The organism is Sediminibacterium ginsengisoli (assembly GCF_900167075.1).
Lineage (GTDB): Bacteria > Bacteroidota > Bacteroidia > Chitinophagales > Chitinophagaceae > Sediminibacterium > Sediminibacterium ginsengisoli.
Genome location: NZ_FUWH01000001.1, coordinates 348,337 through 362,968, shown reverse-complemented (window position 1 = coordinate 362,968; position 14,632 = coordinate 348,337). Strand labels below are relative to the sequence as shown.

The following is a 14,632-nucleotide window of genomic DNA, read 5'->3' as shown; positions in this document are numbered from 1 at the left end:
CATTCTGAGTGGTTCCCGTGAGGCAACAATAAGTTAAATATTATTATAATATCATCTGTGGTAAAGGATAAATTGCCCCTATTTATGCTGAATTTCCCGCAATCCCCTACCTTTGCAGCCCAATTTTAGAAATAAAAACACAATCATGGCAACAGTTACGCGCGAGAACATAGGCTTGCTGCACGATAAGCTCACCGTAAACCTGAATAAGGAAGATTATTACAATGGCTTTGAGCAAAGCCTGAAGAAATACGCTAAAACAGCGAATATTCCCGGTTTCCGTAAAGGAATGGTGCCTGCAGGCCTGGTAAAGAAAATGTACGGCCAGAGCGTATTTACCGATGAGGTACTGCGCATGGTGGAAAAAGAACTGAATGATTATCTCGGCAAAGAACAACTTGAAATATTTGCCCAGCCACTGCCATTGAACAATGATGCAAGTGGCCTGGATATGAATAACCCCGGCGAATACGCTTTCTCTTTCGAGATCGGACTGAAGCCTTCTTTCGAGATCGATCCTGCCAAAATCAACGTAACCCGTTATAATGTAACCGTTACCGATGAAATGATACAGGAAGAAGCTGAACGCCAGCAGGTACGTCACGGTAAAATGACCGAGCCCGAAGCTGTTACCGGCGATGATAACGTACTGAACGTAACTTTCACAGAAAGCGATGCCAACGGAAACGCAGTTGAAGGCGGCATCACCAAAAGCAATTCGCTGCTGGTTAAATACTTCACTGAAGATTTCCGTAAAACGCTGATCGGCAAGAAAAACAACGATTCTTTCGTACTTCAGCCCGCAAAAGCTTTTGAAGAGAAGGAAAAAGAAGCGATCCTTGCCGACCTGGGCCTTACTGCAGAAGAAGGCGACAAATACTTTAACGTACTGATCACTAAAGTAGGACTGGTAGAAAAAGCGGAACTGAACGAAGAATTCTTCGGGGCAGCTTTCCCTAACAGTGAGATCAAGACCGAAGCCGACTTCCGTGCAGAACTCCGTAAAGAGATCGAGAATTACTATGCACAACAGTCGCGCAACCAGATACACGACCAGATCTACCACCACCTGGTAGACCATACCCATATGGATTTCCCTGAAAGCTTCCTGAAAAACTGGTTGAAGACCGGTGGCGAGAAGCCTAAAACTGCCGAAGAGGCAGAAGCCGAGTACCCGAACTTTGTAAACCAGCTGAAATGGACCCTGATCAGCAACCAGGTTGTAGCAGACAATAAGATCGAGGTATTACCGGAAGATATCCGCGAATTCGCTAAACAGCAGTTATTCAGCTACATGGGCGGTCAGCTGGGCGCACTGGGTGATAACCAGCAATGGGTAGAAGATTACGCAAACCGTATGATGCAGGACCGCAAATTTGTTGAGGACAGCTACCACCGTATCAGTACCGAAAAACTGTTCGGGCAGCTGGAAAACCAGGTAAAAGCGAAGGAAGAAAGCATCAGTGCAGCTGATTTTGCTTCCAAACTGCACCATCACCACCATTAATTGAATCCCAAGCAATACACCGAGCCGGCCTGTCAGGGCCGGCTCTTTTGTTAGCACCCTAAAGGCCTGATCTGGCGCGAACCAGGTTTTACGACTGACGAGTTGACGTAAAACAGCCTTTGCACAATATTTGACTGTATAAATTCACTTATCTTCAAAGCGAAAATTGAAACAAATGAATTTTGGAAAAGAGTTTGAGCAATACGCAGTAAAACACCGTGGTATCAGCAGTGCCACACTGCACAATTACCAGCAGCACGCTAATGTTACCAATCTTACTCCTTATATTATCGAGGAAAGACCGTTGAATGTAGCCAGCATGGACGTATTCAGTCGTTTGATGATGGACCGTATCATTTTCCTGGGTGAAGGGATCAATGATTATGTGGCCAATATCGTAACCGCACAGTTGCTGTTCCTGGAAAGCACTGACCGCTCCAGGGATATCCAGATGTATATTAACAGTCCCGGAGGCAGCGTTTACGCCGGTTTAGGCATTTATGATACCATGCAGTTCATCGGGCCGGATGTGGCAACCATCTGTACCGGTATTGCAGCCAGCATGGGCCAGATCCTGCTCTGTGCAGGTGTGAAAGGCAAGCGTACTGCACTGAAACACAGCCGCATCATGATGCACCAGCCAAGCGGGGCAATCGGGGGCCAGGCTACAGATATTGAGATCACCGCAAGGGAAATCAAAAAACTGAAACAGGAACTGTATAACATTACGGCATCGCATACAGGTAAAGATCCTGAGACCATCGCCAAAGACAGCGATCGTGATTTCTGGATGACCGCCCTGGAAGCCAAGGAATACGGGCTTGTAGACGAAGTACTGCTTACCAATCCGCGCAAGGCGCAGCAGAAATAATCAATCAGTATCAGACAATAAACCGAACATAAGATGATCCAGTCAAAATATATAGTGAACCCCTACCTGATGAACGACGACGATGAAAATGAGCAAAAACCTGAAAAACAGGAAGATGCAGCAGGATTTATGATGAAGAAGATGGAAAAACTGTTCTTCGAAAAAAGAGCCGTTTACCTGTGGGGTGTTGTGGACGATAAATCTGCACGCGACGTGGTAAGTAAATTATTACTGCTCGATGCCGATAAACCAGGAGAAGAGATCAAATTTTATATTAACAGTCCGGGTGGCGTTGTAACCAGCGGCATGGTTATTTATGATACCATTCAGCTGATCCAGAGCCCCGTAAGTACTATTTGTATGGGACTGGCGGCCAGCATGGGCTCCATCCTGCTGAGCGTGGGCACCAAGGGTAAAAGGTATATCTACCCTCATGCGGAAGTAATGATCCACCAGCCAAGCCTGGGCGGATATTTCCAGGCAACCAGTGCGGATATAGAGATCCAGGCTGAGCAGATCAGGAAAACAAAGGACCTCGGCGCAAAAATACTCGCCGATAATTGTGGCAAGACGATAGAGCAGGTTATGAAGGATTTCGACAGGGATTACTGGATGGATGCCAATGAAGCAGTGGCCTATGGTATTGTGGATCAGGTGCTCACGAAGATCTGAGGACCGCATATACCAAATATGTAGCGAGAAAGCGAAGTATTTATAGCTTTGCAACAATTAGACGGCAGGACGTGTCCTGATTCAGGTACACTTGTGCGAAGGAAAAAAAAGCAACTATGGCAAAACAAACCAATTTACACTGTTCTTTCTGTGGCCGCAGCCGCGACGAGGTGAAAATTCTCATTGCCGGTCAGGAAGGTCATATCTGTGAGAACTGTGTGGAGCATGCCCAGGAGATCATTTCACAGGAACTGAGCATTAAACAGGAATCGAATAACGGGTCATCTTCCGGCTTCAAGCTGAATGTACGTAAGCCGGCAGAGATCAAAAAATTCCTGGATGAGTATATTATCGGCCAGGATGAAGCAAAAAAAATCCTGTCAGTAGCCGTTTACAATCACTTTAAACGTGTTACCAACAAACAACAGCCCGACGAGGTAGAAATAGAGAAGAGCAATATCATCATGGTAGGCGAAACCGGCACCGGCAAAACCCTGCTGGCAAAAACCATTGCCCGCCTGCTGAATGTTCCTTTCGCTATTGTAGATGCAACGGTATTTACTGAAGCAGGTTATGTGGGTGAAGATGTGGAGAGCATGCTGACCCGCCTTTTACAGAACTGTAATTACGATGTAGCTGCAGCTGAAAGAGGCATTGTGTATGTGGATGAAATCGACAAGATCGCGAGAAAGGGAGATAATCCATCCATTACCCGTGATGTAAGCGGGGAAGGCGTACAACAGGGCCTGCTCAAAATGCTGGAAGGAACGGAAGTGCTGGTGCCACCGCAGGGGGGCAGGAAACATCCGGAGCAGAAAATGATCAAAGTGGATACGCGTAATATTCTCTTTATCTGTGGCGGCGCATTCGATGGCATCGATAAAGTGATCGCACGGCGTGTGAACACCAATGCCATCGGCTTCAGCGTAAACAAGGAAGAACAGGATATGCAACGCAAAAACCTGCTGCATTTTATCAATGCACAGGATCTGAAGAGTTTTGGCCTGATACCGGAGCTGCTGGGACGTTTACCCGTGGTAACACACCTGAACCCGCTCGATGAGGCAACCCTGAAGAGCATCCTGACCGAGCCGAAAAATTCACTGATCAAGCAATATACACGCCTGTTTGAGCTGGAAGGAATTGAACTGGAGGTAGATGAGGAAGTGCTTAATTTCATGGTGACCAAAGCCATGGAATACAAACTCGGTGCGAGAGGCTTACGCAGTATCTGCGAAAGCATTCTCACAGACGCTATGTTCGAACTGCCGGGAACCGATACCAAGAAACTTCATATTACGGCTGATTATGCGGCACAGATGTTTGGCAAAAGCAAGCTGAGCGTACTGAAAGTGGCATAATTATCCCCGGAAATAAATAAATGAAAGCGATGGGAATAACTTCTCATCGCTTTTTGTTTGCAAGCATTTATTTTGCAAACCTATATAAACAATCAACCTAAAATATATCACCATGAATGAACTTATCGATCGCCTTGCAAATGAAGCAGGGCTCACTCCGGAGCAGGCGCAGAAAGCAATCCAGACCATCGCAGGTTTTGTAAAAGAAAAATTCCCGATGCTGGGTGGAGCGGTTGATCAGATCTTTGCTTCAGGCAGCAAGGAAGACTAAAATCGTTTCCGGATAAAATGTAAAAGAATAAGCCCTCTTTCGGAGGGCTTATTTTATATGAGCAAGCAATCGTTAGAGACTATCCCTGGAGCACTTCCCTGGCTATAACCAGCTTCTGTATTTCGGAAGTTCCTTCACCAATAGTACACAATTTTGCATCACGATAGTATTTTTCTACCGGAAAATCTTTGGTATACCCGTAACCCCCGAAGATCTGAACCGCATCATTAGCTGTTTTTACTGCTACTTCACTGGCATAATACTTGGCCATAGCGCCCTGACGGGTCACTTTTTCATGTCTTTCCTTCAGGTCGCAGCATTGCTGGATCAGAAGTTCCGCAGCCATGATCTCGGTAGCCATATCTGCCAGTTTAAAACTGATTCCCTGGAAATTAGCAATCGGCTGGTCGAACTGATGCCGTTCTTTTGCATATTGTTTAGCCGCTTCATAAGCACCCTTTGCTATGCCGAGCGACAAAGCCGCAATCGAGATCCGTCCGCCATCCAGGATCTTCATTGCCTGCCTGAAACCATCGCCCACATTACCCAGGCGGTTTGCATCCGGAATCCGGCAGTTATCAAAGATCATTTCAGCCGTTTCACTGGCACGCATTCCCAGTTTATTCTCTTTTTTTCCTGCCTGGAAACCCGGTGTGCCCCGTTCAACCACGAATGCTGTGGAATTGCCACTGGTTCTGGGTTCTCCGGTACGACAGATCACTACCGCTACATCACCACTCTTCCCGTGTGTAATCCAGCTTTTGGTGCCATTGATCACCCATTCATCACCTTCCTGCACTGCTACTGTTTTCATGTTACCCGCATCGCTTCCGGTATTGGGTTCGGTCAGTCCCCAGGCGCCGATCCATTCAGCCGTAGCCAGTTTGGGAAGCCAGCGCTCTTTCTGAGCTTCCGTGCCGAAACTCAATATATGGTTGGTGCACAATGAATTATGTGCCGCAACGCTAAGTCCTATAGAACCACAGACTTTGGCAATTTCCTGGATGATCACATTGTACTCAAAATAACCCAGACCGGCGCCGTTGTATTTTTCAGGTACCAGTACTCCCATCATGCCCAGTTTTCCCAGTTCTTTAAACAGTGCAACAGGGAACTCCTGCGTTTCATCCCATTCCATCACATGTGGCAGAATATGCTGTTTTGCAAAATCCCGGGCCGTTGCTGCTACCTGTTGCGTGAGTTCATTTTCCTGGAAATTCATAATCCTTACTGTTTAAAATAGACGGAGGCTACCTTGTAACCCGAGCAATCGTATATACAGGTAGCCTCCTTATAAAACAAACTATCGTTTGTTAGTATTTAAAGCAAAAAAAGGCGCTTTTACTGATTTGACCAAATCTTTTTTGTTGTCAGGGTTCCCTGATTGTTAAAATCATTTCCAGCCGTTGATAGGTTGTGTCTGAGAGCTGAGCAATATTTTTCAGCTCATCAAGTCTTTTAAATGAGCTTTTTCTTTTCCGTTCCCTGATGATCGCATAAGCAATATCTCCGGGCAGGTCACAGGCTGAAATGAGCTCCCAGGCTGTTGTGGTATTGATGTCGATTTTGCGGGCAGTTTCAGGTCTGCATTGCAGGTAAGGCAATGCCAATTGGTACTGGCTGTCGCTTAAGCCATAGGTTTTGGCTACCTGTTCTACCCGCACAAAACCATTCATCTTAGTCCTGAAATGCACTATTCTTCCCGCCAGCCGTTTTCCGATACCAGGTAATTGCGCCCAATCAGTTTCACCGGCAGTGTTGATATCTATTATGACGGGTTTCGCAGGCTGAGTTTTGTTATCCGGCTTCCGGTTGTTTTCTCCGGATGCCGCGATACGGACATAGGGTGTCAGGCGCTCCACCTCTTCTTTACGCAGTCCCCACACTTTTCCAAGGTCCGCCGGCGTTCTGAACCTTCCGCCCTTATCCCTGAACCGGAGGATCGTTTGGGCTGTGCGTTCTTTCAACCCCAGTGCCATCCATTCTTTCTGTGTTATGGTATTGGGATCGAATAGAAATAACGACGGGCCGGGTTTCGCCGCTCCATTATCACCTGGCTTATCAGGCATTTTATTTTTGTTTTCCGGTATCTCCTGTATGCTTTGCGGGCGGGTCAGCAGGTGATGCAATGCTTCATTTTCCACCGCATCGGGAATATGTGGTGGCATTAATCCTGGTAAAATGAGAAATACCGTGATCAATACCAGTAATACGAGCACAGCAAGCCGTTCTTTTTTGGTGAACGACAGGTATTCTTTGATGACCTGTTTCATAAATTTCTTTTAGCCGCATAGCGATGCCTTCTGCTACGGAGATGCGGCAGTTACCAATCAGATCCTGTCAGTGGTTATCAGAGTGTGACCTGCAGGCCGTCGTATGCGAGCCTGATATGAGCGGGGAGTTCTTTGTTGATGTCTTCGTGTTTACCCAGCTGATGACTGATATGCGTCAGGTACACTTCAGGTACTTCGAGCTCGTCTGCCAGCGCAATGGCTTCCGACAGCGTAAAATGAGAGATATGTTTTTCTTTCCGCAGCGCGTTCAATACAAGTGTACGTGAACCTTTGATCCTTGCTTTCGATTCTGAAGAAATACTATTTGCGTCTGTGATATAAGTGAAATCGCCAAAACGGAAGCCCCATACCGGTAATAAATGATGCATCACTTCTACCGGTGTTACCTGTATATCTCCGATATTGAAAGGCCTGTCTTCAATAGTGATGAGGTTCAGTTCCGGCACACCCGGGTATTTCTTTTCCGCGAAAGCATAATAAAAATCCCTTTGTATTGCTTCGGCTGTCATGAAATTGGCGTAGATGTCCATCGCCTTGCCCTGAAAATAATTATATGCCCGTATATCATCAAGACCGGCGATATGATCTTTATGCGGATGCGTAAACAGGATCGCATCCAGCTGAGTGGTTTGTGTACGCAGCATCTGGTACCTGAAATCGGGTGTTGTATCCACTACCACCGTTGTTGTAGCCGAAGATACCTTTATGCTGCTGCGCAGGCGTTTATCATGCGGATGACCCGACGTACATACTTCACACATGCACGCGATCATCGGCACACCTGAACTCGTACCTGTACCAAGAAATGTTATAGATAGACGTGGGTGTGTCACAGGCCAAAACTAATGTAAAAAGAAAGAGAAGAGATTAGGTAATAACCGTAAATTTTAAGCGGTCGCTTCAAATTTTTTGATCACTTCCTCGTAACGCTTCTGCGATTCCAGCGTGAGTTTGTCGAAATCAATAGCCAGCTGGGGAATCAGTTCCATGAGTGTATTGATCCGCCCTTCCAGGTTGAGGAATTTATTCAGTACCACGATCTTCTTCATTTCAAGTAAACACCAGCCGCTCTGGAACGTTCCTCTTTCGTAGCGCACCACATAGCCCGACTCGCCCAATATGTCTTCCAGTTTTGATACCGTGGATTGTGTATATTTCATCCGAATATTGTTTATGATCTGTTCATTGCAAATATACCACACCTGACGCCCTGTGCCAGCCTGCTTTTCCAGTAATTATACACATTGTGTCAGGAATGGGCTTTGCTGACCATTTTTATAATAGGAACGATCATTTCTTCCAGGCTTATCCCGCCATGCTGGAAGCTATTCCGGTAATAATTAACATAATGATTGTAATTATTCGGGTAACAGAGAAACCCGTCTTCTTTCGCAAAAATGAACGAAGAATTTACATTCGGCACCGGTAACCCTGCTTCTTTCGGATCCCGGAAAGCAAGTACATCTTTGGGTTCATAATTCAGGTTCCGGCCGTGTTTATAGCGGAGATTGGTGGTAGTCTGCTTATCGCCGATCACTTTATGCGGCGTATTTACCCTTACACTGCCATGATCGGTTGCCAGTATAAGTTTGATATTACGGTCGGCTATCTTTTTCAGCGCCTGGAACAATGGACTATGCTCAAACCAGCTCCGCGTGATGCTGCGGTAACTCGCTTCGTCACTTGCCAGTTCTTTCAGCACTTCCATTTCGGTGCGGGCATGACTCAGCATATCCACAAAATTGTATACGATGATGTTCAGGTCGTTCTCCAGCAGGTTATGGATATTATTCACCAGTTGCTGACCATCCTGGTGATGCAGCACTTTATTATAGCTGAAACGGATATCTTCCCTGCGCAGGCGTTTCAGCTGGGCACGGAAAAAAGTTTCTTCGAAAAGATTTTTCCCCCCGTCCTCATCATCATTTTTCCATTCCTGCGGAAACTGTTTTTCGATCTCTACCGGTAAAAGCCCGGCAAATATCGCATTGCGGCAATACTGTGTTGCAGTGGGCAGGATGGAATAAAATGTTTCCTCTTCCAGGATCCTGAAAAACATGGAAAACAGTGGTTGAATGGCTTTCCACTGGTCGAAACGCAGATTGTCGATCAGGATAAAAAAGACCGGCGTTCCCTTCTCCACATGCGGCAGTACTTTAAAGCGGAACAGCTGGTGACTCATTATAGGTGCTTCGGCCGATTTGGGATCCACCCATTTGGTATAATTCTTACTCACATACTTGAAAAAAGCGGTGTTCGCTTCATCCTTCTGTGAATCGAATACCTCGCGCATTTCGGGGCTGTCGCTCTTTTCCATTTCCAGCTCCCAGTACACCAGCTTCTTGTAAATATCCATCCAGCCGTTATAATCAGGGTTGTCGTTCAGCGCCATAAAGAGTTCACGGAACTGCTGCTGATAAGCCGTAGTGGTTTTTTCCGCAACAAGTCGTTTGTTATCGATCAGTTTTTTGAGGCTGAGCAGCACCTGGTTAGGATTGACCGGTTTGATGAGGTAATCGCTGATCTGGCTGCCGATGGCTTCATCCATCAGGTTCTCCGTTTCATTTTTGGTGATCAGCACCACCGGGATCCCGGCATTGATCTCTTTGATCCGGGCCAGGGTCTCAAGTCCGGTGATTCCCGGCATCGTCTCATCCATCAGCACTACATCCACCGGTTGATCTTTCACATATTCAATTGCGTCGAAACCGTTTGTAACCGTCTGCACCTCATAACCCTTGTGTTCCAGGAAAAGTTTCTGCGACTGCAGGCTTTCGATCTCATCATCTACCCATAATATTTTTGCAACAGGCATAACAGGTTGTTTTTGGTTATTGTACCGGGAATGCCTCGGCACTATTAAAATAAGAAGAAAAAGCGAGTAGACGTGTGATCGATAACTAAACTGTTAAAAATGAGGGTAAATCTATTTCATTCCAATCGTTCACTGTTCTCTTTGTACTTTTGCCAACTGTCTTTGTATCGGATTTAACAATTTACCAACAGCATGAACGTCACAGCAAGGAAGATCATCAACGACCCGGTTTACGGCTTTATAACTATTAACCAGCCGCTGATATTTTCCATTATCTCTCATCCTTATTACCAGCGGTTACGCCGGATCCAGCAAACAGCCATGGGGCAGCTGGTTTATCCGGGGGCCGTTCATACAAGGCTGCATCATTCACTTGGTGCTTATCACCTGATGAGTTGCGCTGTTGCAGAGCTGAGAAGCAAGAATATCGAGATCACCCGGGAAGAAGAACTGGCTGTTAAAGCAGCTATTCTCCTGCACGATATCGGTCACGGGCCTTTTTCCCATGCACTTGAACATACGCTGGTACAGGGGGTGCATCATGAGCAGCTTTCCCTGAAGATCATGCATGTAATGAATGAGGAACTTAACGGTCAGCTCAGCCTGGCTATCCGCATTTTCACCAACGATTACCATAAACCTTTCCTGCACCAGCTGATCAGCGGTCAGCTGGATGTGGACCGGATGGACTATCTCACCAGGGACAGTTTTTATTCCGGCGTAAGCGAAGGAGTGATCGGCTACGACCGGATCCTCAAGATGCTTACTGTTCACGAAGGCGATCTGATGGTAGAGGAAAAAGCGATCTACAGCGTTGAAAAGTTCCTGGTGGCCAGGCGCCAGATGTACTGGCAGGTCTATCTGCATAAAACCGTGCTGGCTGCTGAAAAGATGCTGGTGAAGATCCTTACGAGAGCGAGGGAATTGCATACCAGGGGCGAAAAACAACTGGATACACAATCAGCGCTGGACTTTTTCCTGGGCGGATTCGATGGCAATATGAATATTGAGAACCTGGAGAAATTCTGCTCACTGGATGATCATGATGTAATGCATGCCATCAAGCGCTGGAGTGGTCATACAGACCCTATCCTGTCTTTGCTTTGCAGGCGTTTCCTGAACAGGCAGCTGTATAAATGCAAAATACAGGCTGCCCCGTTCGATCCGGCATTCATAGCAGAAAAAGAAAATGAAGTAATTAAAAAATTTAATATAACTGCGGCGGAAGTGCATTATTTCTCTTTTACAGGGGAAGCCAGCAATACACTTTACCAGACCAGGGATGAAAAGATTAATATACTTTTCAGGAATGGAGAGGTGAAGGATATTTCAGAAATTGATAATGCGTTGATCCATCAAAATCTTTCTGCCCCCGTCAAAAAAAATTACATTTGTACGTTGACGTAACAGGCCGGGTTCTTTTCCGTAACAGGGAAGCGGTGGTTGCCATCAATGACTAAACTCCTCGATATGCAATTTACAGGCGCGCAAATAGCCATGATGATCAATGGCAGACTGGAGGGCGATGGCAATGCTGCCGTGGCTTCGTTCGGGAAAATTGAAGAAGCCCGGAGCGGGCAGTTGTCGTTTCTGGCCAACCCTAAATACGAAGAATTCCTCTACCTGACCAACGCTTCTGTTATCATCATCAACGATAGCCTGGAGCTGAAGCAACCGGTCAATGCCACACTGATCCGAGTACCGGACGCTTATTCTGCCTTTGCTACCCTGCTTTCCAAATACCAGGAACTGATGACCCAGCAACTCGCAGGCATCCAGCAGCCCAGCTATATTGCCGACACTGCCAGCCTGGGCGAGCATGTGTTTGTAGGCGCATTTTCCTATATCGGCGATCATGCCGTGATCGGCAACGGCAGCAAGATCATGCAGGGCGTAGTACTGGGTAACAATGTGCAGATCGGCCAGAACTGTATGATACATGCCGGTGTTAAGATCTACCATGACTGTGTGATCGGTAATAATGTGACCATCCATGCCGGCACCGTGATCGGCAGCGACGGCTTCGGTTTTGCACCGCAGGCCGATGGCACGTTTAAGAAAGTTCCCCAGATCGGCAATGTGGTGGTTGAAGATTTTGTGGAGATCGGGGCCAATGCAACGATAGACCGCGCCACCATGGGCTCAACACTGATCAAATCCGGCGCCAAGCTCGACAACCTGATCCAGATCGCACATAATGTGGAAGTAGGTGAAAATACAGTGATCGCCGCACAGTCGGGCGTTAGCGGCAGCACCAAACTGGGCAAGAATGTAATGATGGGCGGCCAGTCCGGCATTGCAGGTCACCTCACCATTGCCGATAACTGCAAGATCAACGGTCAGAGCGGTGTAACAAAGTCGCTGAAAGAACCCAACAGTTCCGTAACCGGAACGCCGGCTTTCGATTACAGCAATGCACTTCGCAGCCAGGCCATCGCCCGTTCTCTTCCGGAGATGGAAAAAAGGATCAAAGAACTGGAGAAAATGGTGCGCCAACTCGTTGAAGAACGAGTGAATGCATCATAAAACAGTGCTTAAACGGTCGGGAAGTATTATTTTTGCCGACTATGGACAGTAATTTCAATCCCGATAAGCAGCATACACTCAGTAATATTATCAGCATCAGCGGTACCGGTCTGCACACCGGCATCATGGTGGATATGGTATTAAAGCCGGCAAATCCAGGGTTTGGCATCCAGTTTCAAAGGACCGACCTGCCTGATCAGCCGATCATCAAAGCAGACTGCGATCTTGTAACCGACACCAGCCGTGGTACAACACTGCAGGTAGGTGATGCCAAAGTAAGCACTGTAGAACATATCCTGGCCGCACTGGTGGGAATGGGTGTTGATAACACACTGATAGAACTGAACGGCCCGGAGATCCCGATCATGGATGGCAGCTCAGCCCCGTTCATAGAACTGATTGAAAAAGTAGGCGTGGTAGAACAGGAAGCAACGAAAGCCTGGTACAGCCTCGATGAAAATATTTACCATTACGATGAGGAAAAAAGGGTAGAAATGGTGGCATTGCCCGCTATCGACTACCAGATAACCACACTGATCGATTTTAACAGCCCGGTTTTAGGAACACAGCATGCGGGGTTAAAAACCATCAAGGACTTCAAATCCGAGATCGCGCCCTGCCGCACGTTCTGCTTTTTACACGAACTGGAAATGCTGCTCGACAATGACCTGATCAAGGGCGGCGATATCAACAATGCCATTGTGGTGGTAGACAAGCCGGTTTCAGATTCTGAAATGACCAGGCTGGCAAAAGTGTTCAAGCGCGACCGTATTGAAGTGAAGAGTGAAGGTTACCTGAATAACCTCGAGCTCCGTTTCCCAAATGAGCCGGCAAGGCATAAACTGCTCGATGTGGTGGGCGACCTGGCCCTGATCGGCTATCCCATCAAAGCACGTATCATCGCCAACAGGCCCGGACATAGCACCAACGTTGAATTTGCGAAGAAGATCAAACAATATATAAAGAAAAATAAACATGTAAAAAACGTACCGGTTTACGACCCGAACATGCCGCCGGTTTTCTCGCTTGAAAAGATAGAAAAAACACTGCCTCACCGTCATCCGTTCCTGTTCGTTGATAAGATCATAGAACTTACCGACACTTATATCGTAGGTATCAAGAACGTGACTTTCAACGAATGGTTCTTCCCCGGACATTTCCCGGGTAACCCGCTGATGCCGGGCGTGCTGCAGATAGAAGCGCTGGCACAAACCGGCGGGATCCTGTGCATCAATTCCATGCCGGAAGGTCAGTACGACACTTATTTCCTGAAAATAGACAATTGTAAGTTCAAGCAGATGGTAAGGCCGGGCGATACGATGATCCTGAAGATGGAATTTACCGGACCTATCCGCCGCGGCATCTGCGAAATGCGCGGAACCGTATATGTTGGTGGCAAAGTAGCAACAGAAGCGGATCTTGTAGCACAAGTAGTAAAGCGTCCGTAATACCAGATACCTATATATACCAATTCTAAACCCTACCCTGCAAGTAATACCAATACAATGACTCACCCATATACTTACATAGACCCCAATGCCCGCATCGCTCCGAATGTAAAGATCGATCCGTTTACCGTGATACATGGAGATGTGCAGATCGGCGAAGGAACCTGGATAGGCAGCAATGTTACCATTATGGACGGGGTGAGGATCGGAAAGAATACACGGATTTTTCCGGGCGCCGTATTGGGAGCCATTCCGCAGGATCTGAAATACAATGGCGAAAAGACAACCGTGGAAATAGGTGATCACACCACGATACGCGAGTTCGTAACCATCAACCGGGGTACCACAGACCGCTGGAAAACAAAAGTAGGTAACCATTGCCTGATCATGGCATACAGCCATATTGCGCACGACTGTATCATCGGCAACAACTGCGTGCTGAGCAACAGTGTACAGCTGGCAGGACACGTGATCATGGGCGACTGGGCCTGGATTGCGGGTGTTAGTGCCGTGCACCAGTTCGTAACCATCGGGCAGCACGCCTATATTGCGGGCGGTAGCCTTGTAAGTAAAGATGTGCCTCCCTATATCAAAGCCGTAAGAAACCCGCTCAGCTATGGCGGCGTTAACAGCGTAGGTCTTAAGCGCAGGGGGTTTGAGCTGGAAAAAATCAATCATATCCTCGATATCTACCGCATCATTTTCAACAAAGGGCTGAATACATCCCAGGCGCTTGAATTCATTGAAGAAGAACTGGCAGCAAGCGATGAAAGAGATGAGATCGTTACCTTCATCCGTGAGAGCGGCCGGGGTATCATCAAACGATTTGTAAAAGGTGGAAGCGACGAGGACTGATCCAATGCACCA

14 protein-coding genes are annotated in these 14,632 nt (G+C 47.1%); 9 read left to right on the top strand and 5 right to left on the bottom strand.

Features of this window, described 5'->3' with window-relative positions; translation table 11 throughout:
- The first annotated feature begins 145 nt into the window (after positions 1–145).
- The 5 genes from tig (at position 146) to B5D42_RS01730 (ending at position 4,682) form a co-directional block, all read left to right on the top strand.
- Positions 146–1,507 (top strand): trigger factor, encoded by a 1,362-nt coding sequence (gene tig, locus B5D42_RS01750; protein ID WP_078829695.1) that lies wholly within the window; start codon positions 146–148, stop codon positions 1,505–1,507.
- Positions 1,508–1,682: 175 nt separating this feature from the next.
- Positions 1,683–2,378 (top strand): ClpP family protease, encoded by a 696-nt coding sequence (locus B5D42_RS01745; RefSeq protein ID WP_078829694.1) that lies wholly within the window; start codon positions 1,683–1,685, stop codon positions 2,376–2,378.
- Between the two features lie 33 nt (positions 2,379–2,411).
- Positions 2,412–3,050, top strand: a complete 639-nt coding sequence (locus tag B5D42_RS01740) for a ClpP family protease (protein WP_078829692.1) — start codon at positions 2,412–2,414, stop codon at positions 3,048–3,050.
- Between the two features lie 116 nt (positions 3,051–3,166).
- Entirely contained in the window at positions 3,167–4,411 is a 1,245-nt protein-coding gene (gene clpX / locus B5D42_RS01735; protein WP_078829691.1) for an ATP-dependent Clp protease ATP-binding subunit ClpX, read from the top strand.
- Positions 4,412–4,523: 112 nt separating this feature from the next.
- A complete protein-coding gene (locus B5D42_RS01730) occupies positions 4,524–4,682 on the top strand; it encodes an HU family DNA-binding protein (RefSeq protein ID WP_139366940.1) in 159 nt (52 codons plus the stop codon).
- A gap of 79 nt (positions 4,683–4,761) precedes the next feature.
- Here B5D42_RS01730 and B5D42_RS01725 read toward each other — a convergent pair whose 3' ends face one another.
- The 5 genes from B5D42_RS01725 to porX all read right to left on the bottom strand — a co-directional run bounded on the left by B5D42_RS01725 (position 4,762) and on the right by porX (position 9,791).
- Positions 4,762–5,904, bottom strand: coding sequence for an acyl-CoA dehydrogenase family protein (locus B5D42_RS01725; protein WP_078829689.1), 1,143 nt, complete (start codon positions 5,902–5,904; stop codon positions 4,762–4,764).
- Between the two features lie 148 nt (positions 5,905–6,052).
- On the bottom strand, positions 6,053–6,955 hold the full coding sequence (locus B5D42_RS01720) for a ComEA family DNA-binding protein (RefSeq protein ID WP_078829688.1): 903 nt from the start codon (positions 6,953–6,955) through the stop codon (positions 6,053–6,055).
- Positions 6,956–7,032: 77 nt separating this feature from the next.
- Positions 7,033–7,809: an MBL fold metallo-hydrolase gene (locus B5D42_RS01715; RefSeq protein ID WP_217698758.1), complete on the bottom strand. Its 777-nt coding sequence runs from the start codon at positions 7,807–7,809 to the stop codon at positions 7,033–7,035.
- Between the two features lie 54 nt (positions 7,810–7,863).
- Complete coding sequence (locus B5D42_RS01710) at positions 7,864–8,136, bottom strand: hypothetical protein (RefSeq protein ID WP_078829971.1); 273 nt, start codon at positions 8,134–8,136, stop codon at positions 7,864–7,866.
- 89 nt (positions 8,137–8,225) lie between these two features.
- Positions 8,226–9,791: a T9SS response regulator signal transducer PorX gene (porX, locus tag B5D42_RS01705; protein WP_078829686.1), complete on the bottom strand. Its 1,566-nt coding sequence runs from the start codon at positions 9,789–9,791 to the stop codon at positions 8,226–8,228.
- 192 nt (positions 9,792–9,983) lie between these two features.
- Between porX and B5D42_RS01700 the strand changes: the two genes are divergently transcribed.
- The 4 genes from B5D42_RS01700 (at position 9,984) to lpxA (ending at position 14,620) form a co-directional block, all read left to right on the top strand.
- On the top strand, positions 9,984–11,198 hold the full coding sequence (locus B5D42_RS01700; RefSeq protein WP_078829685.1) for an HD domain-containing protein: 1,215 nt from the start codon (positions 9,984–9,986) through the stop codon (positions 11,196–11,198).
- A gap of 63 nt (positions 11,199–11,261) precedes the next feature.
- On the top strand, positions 11,262–12,317 hold the full coding sequence (gene lpxD / locus B5D42_RS01695; RefSeq protein WP_078829970.1) for a UDP-3-O-(3-hydroxymyristoyl)glucosamine N-acyltransferase: 1,056 nt from the start codon (positions 11,262–11,264) through the stop codon (positions 12,315–12,317).
- Positions 12,318–12,358: 41 nt separating this feature from the next.
- Positions 12,359–13,765 (top strand): bifunctional UDP-3-O-[3-hydroxymyristoyl] N-acetylglucosamine deacetylase/3-hydroxyacyl-ACP dehydratase, encoded by a 1,407-nt coding sequence (locus B5D42_RS01690; RefSeq protein ID WP_078829684.1) that lies wholly within the window; start codon positions 12,359–12,361, stop codon positions 13,763–13,765.
- A 57-nt stretch (positions 13,766–13,822) separates the two neighbouring features.
- A complete protein-coding gene (lpxA, locus tag B5D42_RS01685) occupies positions 13,823–14,620 on the top strand; it encodes an acyl-ACP--UDP-N-acetylglucosamine O-acyltransferase (protein WP_078829682.1) in 798 nt (265 codons plus the stop codon).
- The last annotated feature ends 12 nt before the right edge of the window (positions 14,621–14,632 follow it).